This window comes from Flavobacterium collinsii (assembly GCF_946903285.1).
In the GTDB taxonomy this organism is placed as follows: domain Bacteria; phylum Bacteroidota; class Bacteroidia; order Flavobacteriales; family Flavobacteriaceae; genus Flavobacterium; species Flavobacterium collinsii.
The window spans coordinates 3,680,817-3,698,342 of sequence record NZ_OX336425.1; the positions used below are offsets into that span (position 1 = coordinate 3,680,817).

13 protein-coding genes are annotated in these 17,526 nt (G+C 34.5%); 6 read left to right on the forward strand and 7 right to left on the reverse strand.

Annotation, left to right across the window (positions count from 1 at the left end; translation table 11 throughout):
• Window positions 1-87: 87 nt before the first annotated feature.
• The 5 genes from OGZ34_RS15265 to OGZ34_RS15285 all read left to right on the forward strand — a co-directional run bounded on the left by OGZ34_RS15265 (window position 88) and on the right by OGZ34_RS15285 (window position 4,992).
• Window positions 88-747 (forward strand): hypothetical protein, encoded by a 660-nt coding sequence (locus OGZ34_RS15265; protein WP_263360766.1) that lies wholly within the window; start codon window positions 88-90, stop codon window positions 745-747.
• 410 nt (window positions 748-1,157) lie between these two features.
• Window positions 1,158-3,074: a DUF294 nucleotidyltransferase-like domain-containing protein gene (locus OGZ34_RS15270; RefSeq protein WP_263360767.1), complete on the forward strand. Its 1,917-nt coding sequence runs from the start codon at window positions 1,158-1,160 to the stop codon at window positions 3,072-3,074.
• 3 nt (window positions 3,075-3,077) lie between these two features.
• Window positions 3,078-3,674 (forward strand): 3'-5' exonuclease, encoded by a 597-nt coding sequence (locus tag OGZ34_RS15275; protein ID WP_263360768.1) that lies wholly within the window; start codon window positions 3,078-3,080, stop codon window positions 3,672-3,674.
• A gap of 533 nt (window positions 3,675-4,207) precedes the next feature.
• Window positions 4,208-4,747 carry an SRPBCC family protein gene (locus tag OGZ34_RS15280; RefSeq protein WP_263360769.1) on the forward strand — a complete coding sequence of 180 codons (540 nt, stop codon included), beginning with the start codon at window positions 4,208-4,210 and terminating at the stop codon, window positions 4,745-4,747.
• A 26-nt stretch (window positions 4,748-4,773) separates the two neighbouring features.
• On the forward strand, window positions 4,774-4,992 hold the full coding sequence (locus OGZ34_RS15285; protein WP_070908068.1) for a DUF4287 domain-containing protein: 219 nt from the start codon (window positions 4,774-4,776) through the stop codon (window positions 4,990-4,992).
• A gap of 60 nt (window positions 4,993-5,052) precedes the next feature.
• On the opposite strand, the gene acs is transcribed toward OGZ34_RS15285, so the two are convergent.
• From acs to OGZ34_RS15320, 7 genes are all read right to left on the reverse strand, one after another.
• Entirely contained in the window at window positions 5,053-6,960 is a 1,908-nt protein-coding gene (gene acs / locus OGZ34_RS15290) for an acetate--CoA ligase (RefSeq protein WP_173967723.1), read from the reverse strand.
• Window positions 6,961-7,465: 505 nt separating this feature from the next.
• Window positions 7,466-8,935 (reverse strand): ketol-acid reductoisomerase, encoded by a 1,470-nt coding sequence (gene ilvC, locus OGZ34_RS15295; RefSeq protein ID WP_173967724.1) that lies wholly within the window; start codon window positions 8,933-8,935, stop codon window positions 7,466-7,468.
• 61 nt (window positions 8,936-8,996) lie between these two features.
• Window positions 8,997-9,518 carry an acetolactate synthase small subunit gene (ilvN, locus tag OGZ34_RS15300; RefSeq protein WP_173967725.1) on the reverse strand — a complete coding sequence of 174 codons (522 nt, stop codon included), beginning with the start codon at window positions 9,516-9,518 and terminating at the stop codon, window positions 8,997-8,999.
• An 86-nt stretch (window positions 9,519-9,604) separates the two neighbouring features.
• Window positions 9,605-11,293 (reverse strand): biosynthetic-type acetolactate synthase large subunit, encoded by a 1,689-nt coding sequence (ilvB, locus tag OGZ34_RS15305; RefSeq protein WP_173967726.1) that lies wholly within the window; start codon window positions 11,291-11,293, stop codon window positions 9,605-9,607.
• A 158-nt stretch (window positions 11,294-11,451) separates the two neighbouring features.
• Entirely contained in the window at window positions 11,452-13,125 is a 1,674-nt protein-coding gene (gene ilvD, locus OGZ34_RS15310; protein WP_263360770.1) for a dihydroxy-acid dehydratase, read from the reverse strand.
• A 270-nt stretch (window positions 13,126-13,395) separates the two neighbouring features.
• The gene (gene leuB, locus OGZ34_RS15315) at window positions 13,396-14,514 is read right to left on the reverse strand and encodes a 3-isopropylmalate dehydrogenase (RefSeq protein ID WP_173967728.1); all 1,119 of its coding nucleotides are present in this window, start codon (window positions 14,512-14,514) and stop codon (window positions 13,396-13,398) included.
• 102 nt (window positions 14,515-14,616) lie between these two features.
• Window positions 14,617-15,792, reverse strand: a complete 1,176-nt coding sequence (locus OGZ34_RS15320; protein WP_173967729.1) for a 2-isopropylmalate synthase — start codon at window positions 15,790-15,792, stop codon at window positions 14,617-14,619.
• A 155-nt stretch (window positions 15,793-15,947) separates the two neighbouring features.
• Between OGZ34_RS15320 and OGZ34_RS15325 the strand changes: the two genes are divergently transcribed.
• Entirely contained in the window at window positions 15,948-17,492 is a 1,545-nt protein-coding gene (locus OGZ34_RS15325) for a hypothetical protein (protein ID WP_173967730.1), read from the forward strand.
• The last annotated feature ends 34 nt before the right edge of the window (window positions 17,493-17,526 follow it).

A 17,526-nucleotide genomic window follows, 5' to 3' on the forward strand; every position in this document is an offset into this window, starting at 1 on the left:
TTTTTAAATCAACTTGTTTACGGTTTTCCGTAATGATTTGCTATTTGAATAAATTATATTAGCGCACAACCAAAAAGAAATTAAGCTATGATCCGATTATTTTTAGAAATTGCAAAACCAATTACTGAAACAGCAGTAAATAATTCAAAAGATACTTTAGAAATTTTAAGTAAGGTAAATGATTTTTACGATTCTGCATGGAGTAAACTTATTTTTCTATTAACAACTTTAGTAGCAATACTTGGAGTTTTTCTTCCGTATGCAGTTCAATACTTTCAAAGCAAGATTTTAAAGGCAAATGAAAAAGAACTTGAAAATAAAATAATTGATGGGATTGAAAAAGCTAAAACAACTATAGAACAAAAAATTCTTTCTGAAATTGAAGCAAAATTTACTGAAAATGAGAAGAATTTAAAAAAGACTTTGTTCGAACTAAAAGGTAAAATAATGCACTTGCAAGCAAATAATTTATTTAATAAAGCTGATTATTTTTTAGCATTCCAAGATTATTGTTATTCGGCAAAACAATATGCCAATGGAGATGATAATGCTAATTTAGGAGTTGTTCTAGATTCAATTAAAAAATCTCTTGCATATATAACAAAAGAACAACTTTTTGAAGCAAAAAATATTAATCAAGTCGATATAAATGATGTTTTAAAAGAAGTTGAAGAAAAAAAGGAAGAAAACTTTCAAATAATAACTATTAGAGATATTAGAAAAAGGTTGCACGAGTTAGAAAAATAATTTCGATACTCTTTTTCTTTTAGTCATTCTATTGTTTATTTATTAGAAGTGGACTTTTTATCACCATTAAAGAACTAGTTTTATTTTGACCTATAATTTATATTATGTAAAATAGAAAATTCAGATAACTCCTCTGAACTGATAGATTCTCAGTTAAAGATTTTCTGAACAATTCCATGAAACGCTTAAAAATGAGTTGTTTGTAATGTTATGTGCTCTTTGCATTCTAAATCAACTATCAAAAACAAATCAAAATTGTGTTTTTGAATCGTAATAAATCATTTTAAAGCCTTTAAAACGACAATATTTAACATTTCTTTAAAATAATTATATTCTGACTAAGATGCTTTCATTGTACCATATTATTTTATTATTTTTACATTCGATACTTTAAAAAAATTATCAAACATATGAATACAATTGCTGAGCATATTGCAGATTTTTTAAAAGAATACCCGCCATTTGATAATTTAACTTTTCAGGAATTATCTGATATTGCAACGAACATTCGTGTTATCAATTTAGAAAAACATGCAGTATTGTTTCAAAACAATGACCTGCTTCACGATAGCTTTTATGTTGTGGCTTCAGGTATTGTAAATCTGACTACAATTGCTGATGCTGAGGAAACTATTATAAACAAATGTCATGAAGGTGATATTTTTGGTTTACGCCCGTTTTTTGCCAAGAATAATTATATGATGACAGCTAAAGCACGTGAGGAAAGCATTATTTATGCTATTCCAATTGCTGTTTTTAGACCATTTGTTGCGAATAATTCTGATGTTTTGAATTTTTTACTCGAGAATTTTGCTATAAATTCAAGACATGCAAAGGATAATGTGCATTCTAATGGAAAATTGATTTCTGATACTGCTTTTTATGTAGATCAGCAATCAGAAATGCAGTATATTCAATCCTTAGCTTATAACAATTCGCCTTTAACAACAGAATCTAATCATATTATAAAAGATGTTGCCATTTTGATGACCGAATCAATGGTGGACAATATTGTGATTTGTGAAAAGAATAATCCGATTGGTATTGTAACCAATGCCGATTTATCTTCAAAAATTGCTACAGGCCGCTATCCTATTACGGAAACGATTGACAAGATTATGTCTTCGCCGGTAGTTACCGTTATTGAAAATGTATCGTTGGCTGAAGCACAATTGTTGATGTTAAAACATAATGTTACTCATTTATGTGTTACCAAAGATGGTACTAGTAAATCTGCGGTAAAAGGAATTATTTCTGAACATGATTTAATTGTAGCACAAGCCAGTAACCCTGGTGTTTTAATTAAAGAAGTGAAACGTTCGCAGTTACCAAAAGATCTAAAACAAATACGAGATCGTTTGTCAGATTTGATTCAGAATTCGATTCAGAAGAATATTCCAATTTCACATATCAGTAATATTGCCAGTGAAATTAATCTGGCCATTATTAAGCGTGCGGTAGAGCTTTCTATTTTAGATTTGGGCTCCCCTCCCGCTCGTTTTGCATGGTTAAGTATTGGTAGTCAGGGGCGAAAAGAACAGCTTTTGCTTACCGATCAGGACAGTATTCTGATTTTTGAGGATGTAGCTCCTGATAAATACAGAGAGGTTAAAGATTACTTTTTAAGGCTGGCTAAAAGAACGACTTCGATCCTTGAAAAAGTAGGTTACGAACTTTGTCCAAACGGACATATGGGGAGTAATATGCTTTGGTGTAAGTCGTTGACTGACTGGACAAAACAGTACAACAGCTGGATGAATACTCCAGGTGAAAATAGTAACGATCTAAGCAGTATTTTCTTTGATTATGAGATTGTTTTTGGGGAACCAAAAATTGAGGAAGTAATCGAAAATGTGATATTTAAAAATGCGGTAAACAATACTTTGTTTTTTGACTTTTTAGGGAATGACGCTTTAAAACGCAATTCTCCTTTAAGTTTTTTCAAAAAGTTTATTGTTGAAGAAGAAGGACCACATAAAACAAAATTTGATATTAAAACCCGTGCATTAATGCCTTTGATTGATTCAGCTCGTTTGCTGATTTTGAATGCTAATATAAAAGGGATTAAAAATACTTATTTGAGATTCAAACAATTGGCGATTACAGATTCTAAAAATGCCGAAATTTATTTAAGCTGTGCAGAGGCCTTTCTGACCTTGTCAAAATTTAGAACTGTTGAAGGTTTGAAGAACGATGATTCCGGACAATATATTAACTTAAGAGAATTATCTAAAACAGACAAAGAAAAGTTAAAAAATGCCTTAACCCCAATGAAAGACCTTGAGGAATTAATTAAGAGTAAATTTCAACTTACACAATTCTCATAAAGTATGCTAGACTGGATTAAAAATATCAACAAAGAGTATCCGGACTTTTGGAAGGAGTACTTGACGAAATTTGAAGTTAAACCCAATAGGTTTGTAGTGTTGTCTACAGAGACTTCCGGATTAAATCCCAATAAAGATGTTATTTTATCTTTGGGGGCCTTTTCGGTTATCGATGACAGCATTGTGATCAAAGACAATTTTGAAGCTGTTTTACTGCAATATAAATTTTTGCAGGATAACGGACTCTCGAATGAATTTATCATTGAGAGCAAAATGATGAAGATGCCGGAACCTGATGCGATGGAGGCTTTGATTGATTTTATAGGAAATTCGATTCTGGTTGGGCATCATATTAATTTTGATATTGAAATGCTAAATGCAGCATTAGAACGTCTGGATTGTGGAAGATTAAAAAACGAAGCTTTGGATGTTGATATGATGTACCGAAAATTAATGGATATTAACGACAAGCAATTTTCTCTGGATGATTTAAGTGAGATTTATAAAATTCCAAAAAGCGACAGAAATTCTTCTGCAGAAGATGCGTATAAAATTGCCCTGTTGTTTTTGAAATTAAAATCCAGATTGGGAATTAAATAGGAAGTTTGAATAAGGAAATCACTGAAAAGTATTTCCTTTTTTTTTTTGCTAAACATATTTGGTGTATCAGAAATAAAGGATAATTAATAAGTATTGTAAATCCGACAATCCCGAGGCTTTGGGATTGTCGGATTTGTTATTTTAAAGATTTTTTGTTAGGTGCATAGAGCGTAATCAAAGTTTTTTATTTTTGTAAGCCTTTGATTTTGCTTGTTTTTTGTGGCGGCAAGAAGAAATGACGTAAATGCCCCTATTGTTGTCATTTACGTACAGTATTGTCTTTTGTAAGTAATCGCATCTTTGTCTTGTTAGTTTAATTAAAAATTAACAGAAAAAGTAGAACAAAATGACCACTGTAAATTCTTATCTGGCTTTCAACGGTAATTGTCTTAAAGTAAAGACGTTCTGTAGAAAATGCCTGAACAGTCAGATTATATTTCAAGTGATTGGTGAATCCCCGGGATGTTTACTTCGCGGCAAATCAAAATTAGCAATAAATACAAAGACCTTTTTAATTAACCAATTTAACAAAAATGAAAATGATATTCGTAAAAATAATAACGGTATTGGTAGCTATAGTTTCAATAGCTCTGGTAGTAGCGATGTTTACTAAAAATAAATATACTATAAGAAGAGAAATAATCATCGATAAACCCAAAGCGGAAGTTTTTGATTTTATAAAATTGAATCGAAATCAAAAATTGTACAGTAAATGGCTATTGCTGGATCCTGCTACAAAAATCGAGATAACAGGTACTGACGGAACTGCGGGTTCTGTTCTGACTTTTGAAAGCAAACACCATAAGACTGGTAAAGGAGAATGGGAAATAAAAAAAGTAGAGAATGACAGAATCGATTTTGAACTTCGTTTTCTAGCACCTTATGTATTTACGGCAAATGGGCATATGGAAACAAAAAGTTTAGCCGGAAATCAAACAAAGCTTATCTGGATTTATAATAGCGGAATGAACTGGCCTAAGAATTTTATGCTTATTTTCTTTGATATGGATGAAATAATTGGAGCTGATGTAGAAGAAAGCCTAACGAACATAAAAACGATTGTAGAAAAATAAACGATAATCTTTAAAATTACAAAATTATGTCATTTCAAGCTTATTTAACCAATATTAAAACAAAGACAGGGAAAGGTCCTGATGATTTTAAAAAACTTTCAGATGAAAAAGGATTTTCAGTCAGTGGAGAATTAAAACCTGAAGTAAAAGCAACCGAAATTGTGAGCTGGCTAAAAACAGATTTTGATTTAGGTCACGGACACGCAATGGCAATTTATGCGCTTCTTAAAGGATTAAGGAAGTAAAAAAATAATAGATATAAAAAAAGCTGTCGAATGGACAGCTTTTTTTATTTTGTGAAGATACTAGATCTTCCCTTTTGTAATTTCTTCTACAATTTCAGGGTTTAGCAGTGTTGACGTATCTCCAAAATTTGAAAGATCGCCTTCGGCTATCTTACGCAAAATTCTACGCATAATTTTTCCGGAACGTGTTTTTGGTAAACCAGAAACAAACTGAATTTTATCCAGTTTTGCAATTGGTCCGATGTGATCAGAAATATACTGATTGATCTCTTTACTAAGATTCGACCTGTCTCTAACTTCTCCTGTCTCTTTCAGAATTACAAAACCATATAATGCATTTCCTTTGATATCGTGCGGGAATCCAACAATAGCAGATTCGGCTACAGCAGGATGCTCGTTGATCGCGTCTTCGATAGGAGCTGTTCCTAAATTATGACCGGATACAATCACAACATCATCTACTCTACCGGTGATTCTGTAGTATCCTACTTCGTCTCTTAAAGCACCGTCTCCTGTGAAATATTTTCCAGGGAAAGCAGAGAAATAAGTGTCTTTGTAACGTTGGTGATCTCCCCAAATGGTTCTGGCGATTCCAGGCCATGGAAATTTAATACACAAACTACCAACAACCTGATTTCCTTCAATTTCATTGCGTTTTTCGTCCATCAATACAGGCTGAATTCCAGGTAATGGCAAAGTTGCATAGGTTGGTTTTGTTGGCGTTACAAATGCAATTGGCGAAATCATAATTCCACCAGTTTCCGTTTGCCACCAGGTATCGACCACCGGACATCTTTTGTCCCCAACGTGATCATTGAACCAGTGCCACGCTTCTTCGTTGATTGGTTCTCCAACGGATCCGATTACTTTAAGTGATTTTAGAGGATATTTTTGGATATAATCTAAACTTTCTTTTGCAAGCGAACGAATTGCAGTTGGTGCTGTATAGAATTGTGTGATTTTATGTTTTTCGATAATGTCCCAAAAACGGCTGAAATCAGGATAAGATGGAACTCCTTCAAAAATTACAGTGGTTCCTCCGTTTAATAACGGTCCGTATAAAATATAAGAGTGACCAGTAATCCATCCAATATCCGCAGTACACCAGAAAATATCATTTTCTTCGTGATTGAAAACATTTTTAAAAGTATAGGCGGTGTAAACCATATATCCGGCTGTGGTATGTACCATTCCTTTTGGTTTACCTGTCGAACCTGAAGTGTAAAGAATAAATAAAGGATCCTCAGCGTCCATTATTTCGGCTACACTATTGTCCATAGCGCTATCTAATAAAGGCTGTAACCATTCGTCACGACCTTCTTTCATTTTGATTTGAGTATTGGTTCTTTTTACGACCAAAACTTTAGTAACTGACGGACAGGTCTCTAATGCCTCGTCAACGATTCCTTTAAGGTCAATGTTTTTATTACCTCTGTATCCTCCATCAGATGTAATAACCATTTTACATTCGCAATCATTTATTCTGGCAGATACAGCTGAAGCTGAAAATCCTGCAAAAACAACAGAGTGAATGGCTCCAATTCTGGCGCAGGCTAATACTGCCACAGCCAGTTCAGGAATCATTGGTAAGTAAATACAAACTCTGTCTCCTTTACGAACACCCTGCTCACGCAAAACGTTCGCCATTTTTGAAACTCTTTCGTATAATTCATTATACGTTATGTGTAAGGCGTTTTCAGATGGATCGTTCGGTTCAAAAATGATAGCCGTTTTTTCTCCTCTTTTGCTTAAATGCCTGTCAATGCAATTTTTGGTAATGTTAACTTTTGCTTCCGTAAACCATTTTACTTCAGCATCCCCCATATTAAAGTCAACTACTTTTTCCCATTGTTGGTACCAGGTAAAATTTTCCTCAGCTATTTTCCCCCAAAATTTCCTAGGTTCCCTTATAGACTTATTGTAATGTTTAAAATATTGTTCTAAATTTTCAATTTTATAATAACTCATACGTTTTTGGAATTTTTTTATAAATGTATTAAATATCAGTGTATTCTTAAAATTATTTAATTCATAAATAATAGTAAAAAAAAACACATATTAAAAAAAATATTGCTTTTTAATAGGTATAATTTAAAAAATAGCTTTTTGAAGAAAAAAAGCATATTTGCGAAAAAGGCACGATAAATGAATACCATGCCTTTTCAATTTTAACAATTTCAATAACAATTAATTTTGTACTTCTGGTGTGACAATGTTCTGTCATATTTTGAAAATAGTAGCAGCTTTATTAATTAAAATGAAACTTTCAACAAGTATATTTAGTGTCAAATATACTCCCCTTCATTAGGGATTAGCTTCACTTAACTTACATGTGCTTACTCACAGAAGTTAAGTGAACGCAATTTGCATCTATATCCATTTTTCTTAATAAGTGCTTACTAATTCAAAATATTACATAGAACAGAGATACAGTGCAGATTCCACAAGTGAATGTGTGGTAATTCCCAATTTATTATCCAATTTTTTTCATTGCAGTCATTGATTCTCTCAACCATGCTCCTACTTCTTCGATAGGATGTTGACGAACTTCTTTGTTTACAGCAATTAATATAGCATTATCTACTCCGTTTGAGGTAGAGAATGGTTTTCCGATTACGTTTGTTTCTACAGTTTTCATGAACTCAGTCAATAGTGGTTTGCAGGCATGGTCAAATAAATAACAACCATATTCAGCTGTGTCTGAGATAACACGGTTCATTTCGAATAATTTTTTTCTTGCAATAGTGTTTGCGATTAAAGGCAATTCGTGTAATGATTCGTAATAAGCTGACTCTTCGATAATTCCTGCTTCTGTCATTGTTTCGAAAGCTAGTTCAACACCGGCTTTTACCATGGCAATCATTAGGACTCCATTATCAAAATATTCTTGTTCTGAAATTGGAGCTTCTTGCGGAGCTGTCTTTTCAAAGTTTGTTTCGCCTGTCGCAGCTCTCCATTTCAATAAGTTTACATCATCATTAGCCCAGTCAATCATCATGGTTCTGGAGAATTCTCCTGAAATAATATCATCCTGATGTTTTTGGAATAATGGTCTCATGATGTCTTTTAATTCTTCGGCAATTTCGTAAGCTTCAATTTTTGCAGGATTCGAAAGACGGTCCATCATATTGGTAATACCACCATGTTTCAAAGCTTCTGTGATGGTTTCCCATCCGTATTGAATTAATTTTGAAGCATAGGCTTTATCAATTCCTTTCTCCACCATTTTATCAAAACATAAAATAGAACCGGTTTGCAATAATCCGCAAAGGATGGTTTGCTCGCCCATTAGATCTGATTTTACTTCAGCAACGAATGACGATTTTAAAACTCCGGCTTTATGACCTCCGGTGGCTACAGCGTAAGCTTTGGCCTGGTCTAAACCAAAACCGTTTGGATCATTCTCCGGGTGAACAGCAATAAGTGTTGGTACACCAAATCCTCTTTTGTATTCTTCACGAACCTCAGATCCCGGGCATTTTGGAGCACACATAATTACAGTGATGTCTTTGCGAATTTGCATTCCTTCTTCAACAATATTGAATCCGTGAGAATACGATAAAGTTGATCCATTTTTCATTAAAGGCATAATGGCGGTAACTACAGCGGTGTGTTGTTTGTCCGGTGTTAAATTACAAACCAAATCAGCAGTTGGAATTAATTCTTCATAAGTACCTACTTTAAATCCGTTTTCCGTAGCATTTTTATAAGATGCTCTTTTTTCAGAAATTGCATCTGCACGTAACGCGTATGAAATGTCTAAACCGGAATCTCTCATGTTTAAACCCTGATTCAAACCTTGTGCTCCACAGCCTACAATGACAACTTTTTTTCCTGCTAGTGCCGAAATTCCGTCTGCAAATTCTGATTGCTCCATAAATTCGCAAACTCCTAATTGCTCTAATTGTAATCTAAGTGGTAATGTGTTGAAATAATTTGCCATTTTTTTTTATAATATTTAATGAATGTTGTAATTTAATAATTGGTTAATAGATAGAATGCTACTATTTGAATGTTTCTAACAGCGTTGAAATTTCCATTTTTTCTTTTGATACCGATATTCTGCCGGAACGTACAAACTGCATGATGCCGTAAGGTTTGAATTTTGAATATAATTCTTCAATTTCAGAACGTCTTCCGGATTTCGAAATCACAAAGAAGTCACGAGATACCGTTACAATTGTAGACTGACTGTCCTTGATAATGTTTTGAATTTGCTTTTCATCAAATAACAAACTTGAAGCAATTTTAAACAAAGCGTTTTCTAAATAAATGGTTTCTTCATCGGTGTGATAGAATGCCTTTATAACTTCGATTTGTTTTTCAATTTGTCCTACGATATTTTTGACCCATTTTTCTGTTGTTTCCACCACAATAATGAATCTGGAAACACTGTCAATTTCTGATTCAGAAACGTTTAGACTTAATATGTTGATGTGACGCTTTAAGAATATTCCGGATATCCTGTTTAATAGCCCCACATTATTTTCTGAGTATACCGATATGGTAAATGTTCTGTTTTCCATTTGTTTTTTTAGTTTATTTTGTTTTAAGTTTCATGTTTCAATTTGTTGAACCTGAAACCTGAAACTTGAAACCTGAAACTTTTTCTTTAGCTTAATCTAATTTCAGAAACACATGCTCCCGTTGGAATCATTGGGAATACGTTGTTTTCTTTTTCTACCATAACTTCTAAGAAATAAGAATCTTTTGAAGCCAGCATTTCTGCGACGGCAGCATCTAAATCCTCTCTTTGTGTTACTTTTTTAGATTTGATATAATACCCTTCAGCAATAGCAACAAAATTTGGATTGATCATTTTTGTTGATGCGTATCTGTTGTCAAAAAACAATTCCTGCCACTGACGTACCATCCCTAAAAATTCATTGTTTAAGATGACAATTTTTACGGGCACCTTAGTCTGAAAAATCGTTCCCAGTTCCTGAATGTTCATTTGAAAACCTCCATCACCAATAATAGCCACTACCTCTCGATCTGGTTTTCCCATTTTAGCGCCGATGGCTGCAGGCAAAGCAAATCCCATGGTTCCTAATCCTCCCGAAGTGATGTTGCTTTTGGTCGAATTAAATTTGGCATAACGACAGGCAAACATTTGGTGCTGTCCAACATCAGAAACGATAATGGCATCCCCTTTCGAGTGTTTGTTAATCATTTCAATAGTTTCACCCATTGAAATTCCTTTATTATTGGTTGGATTTAATTCTTCTTTAATAACAGAATCATATTCAATTTTCTGTAGTTCTTTAAATTCGTTATGCCATAAATCGTGTGATTTTGACTCTATTAACGGCAATAAAGCAACTAACGCTTCTTTCACATCTCCAAGAACGGCTACTTCTGTTTTTACGTTTTTGTCAATTTCGGCAGGGTCAATTTCAAAGTGAACTACTTTTGCCTGTTTAGCGTAAGTATTTAGGTTTCCGGTAACACGGTCGTCAAAACGCATTCCGAGAGCGATTAAAACGTCACATTCGTTTGTTAGTAAATTTGGTCCGTAGTTTCCATGCATTCCTAACATTCCCACATTTAAAGGATGATCTGTTGGAAGGGCCGAAAGACCTAAAATAGTCCAGGCAGCCGGAATTCCAGATTTTTCAACTAAAGCTTTAAATTCGGCTTCAGCCTGACCCAGAATTATTCCCTGACCAAACACGATAAAAGGTTTTTTAGCGCTATTGATTAAAGCAGCAGCCTCTGCGACTTTGTCTAATTTTAGTTTTGGAACGGGTGTATAACTTCTGATTCCAGTACATTTTTCATAGCTAAAATCAAATTTGTCAAACTGTGCGTTTTTAGTGATATCAATTAATACAGGTCCCGGACGCCCGGAGCGTGCGATGTAGAATGCTTTTGCGATAATTTCAGGTATCTCCGCAGCTTCGGTAACCTGATAGTTCCATTTTGTTACCGGAGTCGAAATCCCGATAATATCGGTTTCCTGAAAAGCATCAGATCCCAACAAGTGTTTTCCAACCTGACCTGTAATACAAACCATTGGTGTCGAATCGATTTGAGCATCGGCAATTCCCGTAACCAGGTTTGTTGCTCCCGGTCCTGAGGTTGCAATAGCTACCCCTACTTTTCCCGTCGCTCTGGCGTATCCCTGAGCGGCATGTGTAGCACCTTGTTCGTGGCGTACCAAAACATGGTGCAGTTGATCCTGAAATTTATATAATTCATCGTAAACTGGCATAATTGCTCCTCCCGGATAACCGTAAAGCAAGTCTACACCTTCTTCTAACAAACATCTTATAACGGCTTCAGCCCCTGATATTTTCATAGTATATTGTTTTTTCAATGTCAAAAATCAATTTCAAAATTTAATGGCAATGTTAAAATCAATTTAAAACTGATTCTTTATATTTCTACTTTTTATTGCAATTGAACTTTGTTATTATATTGATATTGTCATTGTTTTTTGAAATTGTTATTGTAAAATTATTTATCGGTAACGCAACCTGTTGAAGCGCTTGAGACCGATCTGGCGTATTTAAGCAAAACTCCTTTCTTTACTTTTAAAGGAGGCTGAATCCAATTCTCTTTGCGAGCCGCAAATTCTTCGTCAGATATTTTCAGGCTGATCGTATTCTTTACAGCATCAATAGCAATTAAATCACCATCTTTTACCAGTGCAATACCACCACCATCATAAGCCTCTGGTGTAATGTGTCCTACCACAAAGCCATGTGAACCTCCAGAGAACCTACCGTCTGTAATAAGAGCACAGCTGCTTCCTAATCCGGCTCCAATAATGGCCGATGTTGGTTTTAGCATCTCAGGCATCCCCGGACCACCTTTTGGTCCACAATACCTAATGACGACTACATTACCGGGTTTAATTTTTCCGGCTTCAAGACCAGGAATTACTTCAAACTCACCTTCAAAAACAACTGCAGGGCCTTCAAAGTACTCTCCTTCTTTTCCGCTGATTTTTGCAACAGCACCTTCAGAGGCGAGATTTCCATACAACACCTGAATGTTTCCGGTTGGTTTTAAAGCTTTTTGTATTTCATGTATTACTTGTTGTCCATCTTGTAAATCCGGAGTTGAAGCTAAGTTTTCGGCAACTGTTTTTCCGGTTACGGTTAAACAATCTCCATGAATAAGTCCAACTTTTAGTAGATATTTCATAACCGAAGGAATACCTCCTGCTTCGTGAATATCTTCCATCATATATTTACCGCTTGGTTTCATATCTGCTAGTACCGGAGTTCTGTCATTAATTGCCTGAAAGTCGTCGAGCGTAATTTCAACATCTACTGCATGTGCCATAGCTATTAAATGCATTACAGCATTTGTTGAACCTCCTAAAACTGCTACAATTGTAATGGCATTTTCAAAAGCCTTACGAGTCATAATGTCTCTTGGCTTAATATCTTTTTCCAATAAAACTTTAATGGCGGCTCCTGCAGCAAGACATTCGTCTCTTTTTTCCTGACTTAATGCAGGATTTGAAGAGCTGTATGGTAAACTCATTCCCAAGGCTTCAATTGCCGAAGACATTGTATTGGCCGTATACATTCCTCCACAGGCACCAGCGCCCGGGCAGGCATTTTGAATAACTCCTTTAAAATCTTCCGGAGTAATTTCGTTTTTCACTTTTTTTCCTAAAGCTTCAAAAGCTGAAACTATATTAAGAGATTCACCTTTCCATTTTCCGGAGTGAATAGATCCTCCGTAGACCATAAGAGACGGACGATTTAGTCTTCCCATTGCTATTAACGCTCCAGGCATATTTTTATCACAACCCGGAATTGCGATGATACTATCGTACCACTGTGCTCCCGCCACTGTTTCGATAGAATCGGCAATTACATCACGGGAAACTAACGAATAACGCATTCCTTCAGTTCCGTTCGATATTCCGTCACTTACACCAATGGTATTAAAAATAAGTCCGACCAGATTTGCATCCCAAACACCTTTTTTAACATCTTTTGCTAAATCATTCAGGTGCATGTTGCAGGTATTACCATCGTAACCCATGCTCACAATACCGACCTGTGCTTTTTTCAAATCTTCTTCAGTTAAACCAATACCGTACAACATGGCTTGCGCTGCAGGTTGTGTTTGATCTTGAGTGATGGTTTTGCTGTACTTATTTAATTCCATTATTGTGTTATTTGTTTTAATTTTTGTTCAAAAAAAAACCTTCCAGTATTTGGAAGGTTTGTAATATAGTTTTTCAATTATATTTATACCATTCCCCGTGCAGATGTGATAATCACATTTACAGTAATGACAGAAATAATAATAATAATTGAGTTTTGCACTTTCTTTTTTTTAGTGTGACAAAAGTATGAAAACTTAAATGACTAAAAAAACAAAATCTCAACATTTTACATACTTCTTGTTATTTATTTTAATTTTTAACAGAAAACCTTATACAATTGTTGATTGTCCGATATGAACGTTATCATTATTAAAATATAGCAAATCGTCTTTGCTGAAGATGAAATTAGAAACAAACTCCCCTACTTCGTTTGTACCGAATTTTGAATCTGGTTTTAAATCAACAGTAACTACTTTGAATTCGATCGCTTTTTCGACAGCTTTATAAATCATACTGGCTTCTTTAAACAAGCCAAAATGTTCCAGTAACATTGCTGCAGATAAAATTGACGCAATCGGATTGGCAATATTTTTTCCTTTCGCCTGAGGATAGGATCCGTGAATAGGCTCAAAAAGGGCGTTTTTCTCTCCTAAAGATGCAGAGGCCAATAAGCCGATAGATCCTGTTATGACACTCGCTTCGTCTGAAAGAATATCTCCAAACAGATTTTCGGTCAAAATCACGTCAAACTGTTTTGGATTTAGTATCAATTGCATGGCTGCATTATCCACAAACAAAAAGTCTAACGCTACATCTGGATAACTTTGGCCTACTTTCTGAACCACTTTTCTCCATAATCTGGAAGTTTCCAAAACGTTGGCTTTGTCTACCATTGTTAGTTTCTTGCGTCGGTTTTGTGCAGATTTAAAGGCTAGATGTGCAATTCGACTGATTTCTTCTTCTGAATACTCACATAAGTCTGAAGCGTGTGTTCCTTCTTCATTTAGTGTTTTTGCTCCAAAATAAGCTCCTCCTGTTAATTCTCTAAAAATAGTAAAATCAGCACCGTCGATAATTTCTCTTTTTAATGGAGAAGCATCGATGAGTGATTTATAAGGCTTTATAGGTCGAATGTTGGCAAACAATCCCAGTTCTTTACGCAGTTTCAACAATCCCTGCTCCGGACGAACCTTTGCCGATGGATTATTATCATATTTAGGATCTCCAATGGCTCCAAACAATACAGCATCTGTGTTTAAACAAAGATTTAAAGTCTGCTCCGGTAACGGATTTCCTGTTTTGTCAATGGCAATTGCTCCCATGAGCGCCTCTTCAAAAACAAATTCATGATTGTATACCTCACCAATAGCATATAAAGCTTTCTTGGCTTGTAAAATTACCTCTGGTCCAATTCCGTCTCCTGGTAAAACTGCTATTTTCAAATTCATAACGTCTCGTTCTTTATGTATTTAAATCCTTTTTTTCTTTTTTCTATTCTCTTTTTTCTATTCTCTTTATTCTATTTTCTTTCCTCTTTATTCTCTTTTCAACTAGTTTCGGATCAATTCTCCTTGAATTTTAGAAGCTTCGATAATTTGATGGATATCGGCATCTATTACTTCTTTTTTAATATCAGCGAATTTCAAAAATTCAATATATACCAAATCCAACTGTACTTTAGTAAGCTCGTAGCCTACTTTTTTAGCACGATAAGCCAGTGCAGCTCTTCCACTTCTTGCTGTTAATATAATAGAGGACTCATTTACACCTACATCCAACGGATCCATGATTTCGTATGTTGCTCTGTTTTTGATTACACCATCCTGATGAATTCCTGAACTGTGTGCAAAAGCATTTGCTCCAACAATGGCTTTATTTGGCTGTACGATCATTCCCATGCTTTCAGAAACCAAACGGCTCATCTCGTTCAGTTCTCTTGTGTTGATATTGGTGTCTAGATTTAAATAAGGATGTTGTTTGAAAATCATTACTACTTCTTCAAGTGCTGTGTTTCCAGCTCTTTCTCCAATACCATTAATGGTACATTCTATTTGTCTTGCTCCGTTTATAGCTCCTGCGATTGAATTTGCAGTAGCCATTCCTAAATCGTTATGACAGTGGCAGGAAAGGATCACATTTTCGATGCCTTTTACGTTTTCTTTTAGGTATTTAATTTTTGCTCCGTATTCTTCTGGAAGACAGTATCCTGTTGTATCCGGTATGTTTAGTACGGTTGCTCCGGATTTAATGACTTCTTCGCAAACTTTTGCAAGGAAAGCATTATCAGTTCTTCCGGCATCTTCTGCATAAAATTCAACATCTTCTACATAGGATTTTGCATGAGCTACAGCAAATTTTGCTCTTGCGATAATATCTTCTCTTGTGGTATTTAGTTTATGGAGTATATGAGATTCAGATGTTCCGATTCCGGTGTGGATTCTAGGTTTTTTAGCGTGCTTGAGGGCAGCTGCAGCAACATCAATGTCATTTTTTACGGCTCTTGTTAGTCCGCAGACGGTTGCATTTTCTACAATTTTACAAATCTCAGAGACCGATAAAAAATCGCCGGGACTTGACACAGGAAAACCTGCTTCGATAATGTCAACTCCCATTTTATCAAGTCGTTCTGCGATAACTAATTTTTGTTTCGTATCTAACTTACATCCTGGAACCTGCTCACCATCGCGCAAAGTGGTGTCAAAAATTTGAACTTTCTCTCTATTCATATTCGTTTATTTAATGTAATTTCACATCTCGATAACAAATATATATTGTACTTTGCCGGCACCAAATTCATTTTACTGAAATTATACTGTTCATAAAACAATTTAAAGCAGGTTAATTAATTAAAAATCAATAAGTTATATTATTATATTTTACAATGGCTAACCATCAAAAAGATTTCTTATTTGTATTAATAAAATCACTTTCTAAATCCGAAAAAAGACAGTTTAAGATTTTTGCAAGCCGTTTAGAGACGAGTTCGAATACTAAATTCATCGAATTATTTAACATCTTAGATAAATCTGAAACCTATGATGAAAAGCTTATTTTAAAGAGCGGAATCATTAAGAAAGTTCAATTATCTAACTTGAAATCATACTTGTACAAGCAAATTTTGGTAAGTATACGTTTGAATATTCCGAGTCAGAATATTCGATATCAGTTGCGGGAGCAAATAGATTTTGCCGTTATTTTATACAATAAAGGTTTGTACAGACAGAGTTTAAAAATTCTGGATAAAACAAAACTTCTGGCTCTTGAAAATGACGAGAAATATATGGCTTATGAGATTGTAGAGTTCGAAAAACTAATCGAATCACAATACATTACGCGAAGTATTCAGGGGCGCGCAGACGAATTGGTAATTCAGGCGAAAGAACTGAATTATCGCAACACCATTTCAAGTAAATTATCGAATTTATCACTGCAGTTGTACGGAATCATGTTAAAAACCGGTTATGTAAAAAGTGATGAAGAATACAAGTATATTGATGATTATTTCAACAAACATATTTCAAAATTAGATGAAAGTAAGTTTGGCTTTAGGGAGAAATACTGGTTTTACAATGCCAATCTTTGGCGAAGTTTTCTGGTTCAGGACTTCTTAGCGAGTTACAAATATGCTTATAAATGGGTAAGATTGTTTTATGACAATCCTAATATGATTTATTTGAATCCTGTTTTTTTCCTAAAAGGGAATCATTATTTTTTGGAGTCTTTGTATATGCTGAAGTATCAGTCGAACTTTAAGAAGTATTTGACGCTATTAGAAGAGACGATCGCAGATCCTAAGTTTCCGGTAAATGATAACATTGCGTCGTTGTCTTTTTTATACGTTTATAACAATAAGTTAAATCTGCACATACTTGAAGGTACTTTTGCCGAAAGCGAATATTTGATTCCGGAGATTTTAGAAAGGATAAAGCTTCACAGTGAGCATCTTGATGAGCATCACGAGATGTTGTTTTACTATAAAATTGCCTCCATCTATTTTGGAAACGAAAAGTACAATGAGTCGATTAATTATTTAGACAAGATCATTAACAATAAGAATTTATCGATGCGTGAGGATTTAATGTGTTTTGCAAGGCTTTTGTCATTGATTGCGCATTATGAATTGGGTAAAGATTACTATCTGGAAAATCATTTAAAGAATACTTATAAGTTCTTATTAAAAATGAATGATTTACATGAAGTTCAGAAGGAGATTATCAAGTTCCTGAAGAATCTGAACAACTTCTACCCTGCCGATATTAAGAAAGAGTTCATCAAGATGCGTGCGCGTTTCATCGAACTCGAGAAAAATACCTATGAGAAAAGAGCTTTCCTGTATCTGGATATTATTTCATGGCTGGAAAGTAAAATAGACAATAGAAAGATTGCTGATATTATTAAAGAGAAAGCGAAACTGAATAGTAGATAATGATTAGATAATAAGGTAATTTGATAATAAGGTT

What these genes read in the sequence shown, in the direction of transcription:
- OGZ34_RS15325 (WP_173967730.1), top strand. Translation starts at nt 15,948, where the DNA reads ATGGCTAACCATCAAAAAGATTTCTTATTTGTATTAATAAAATCACTT.
- OGZ34_RS15265 (WP_263360766.1), top strand. Translation starts at nt 88, where the DNA reads ATGATCCGATTATTTTTAGAAATTGCAAAACCAATTACTGAAACAGCA.
- OGZ34_RS15320 (WP_173967729.1), bottom strand. Translation starts at nt 15,792, where the DNA reads ATGAATAGAGAGAAAGTTCAAATTTTTGACACCACTTTGCGCGATGGT.
- ilvB (WP_173967726.1), bottom strand. Translation starts at nt 11,293, where the DNA reads ATGAAAATATCAGGGGCTGAAGCCGTTATAAGATGTTTGTTAGAAGAA.
- leuB (WP_173967728.1), bottom strand. Translation starts at nt 14,514, where the DNA reads ATGAATTTGAAAATAGCAGTTTTACCAGGAGACGGAATTGGACCAGAG.
- OGZ34_RS15280 (WP_263360769.1), top strand. Translation starts at nt 4,208, where the DNA reads ATGAAAATGATATTCGTAAAAATAATAACGGTATTGGTAGCTATAGTT.
- ilvC (WP_173967724.1), bottom strand. Translation starts at nt 8,935, where the DNA reads ATGGCAAATTATTTCAACACATTACCACTTAGATTACAATTAGAGCAA.
- OGZ34_RS15275 (WP_263360768.1), top strand. Translation starts at nt 3,078, where the DNA reads ATGCTAGACTGGATTAAAAATATCAACAAAGAGTATCCGGACTTTTGG.
- acs (WP_173967723.1), bottom strand. Translation starts at nt 6,960, where the DNA reads ATGAGTTATTATAAAATTGAAAATTTAGAACAATATTTTAAACATTAC.
- OGZ34_RS15285 (WP_070908068.1), top strand. Translation starts at nt 4,774, where the DNA reads ATGTCATTTCAAGCTTATTTAACCAATATTAAAACAAAGACAGGGAAA.
- OGZ34_RS15270 (WP_263360767.1), top strand. Translation starts at nt 1,158, where the DNA reads ATGAATACAATTGCTGAGCATATTGCAGATTTTTTAAAAGAATACCCG.
- ilvN (WP_173967725.1), bottom strand. Translation starts at nt 9,518, where the DNA reads ATGGAAAACAGAACATTTACCATATCGGTATACTCAGAAAATAATGTG.
- ilvD (WP_263360770.1), bottom strand. Translation starts at nt 13,125, where the DNA reads ATGGAATTAAATAAGTACAGCAAAACCATCACTCAAGATCAAACACAA.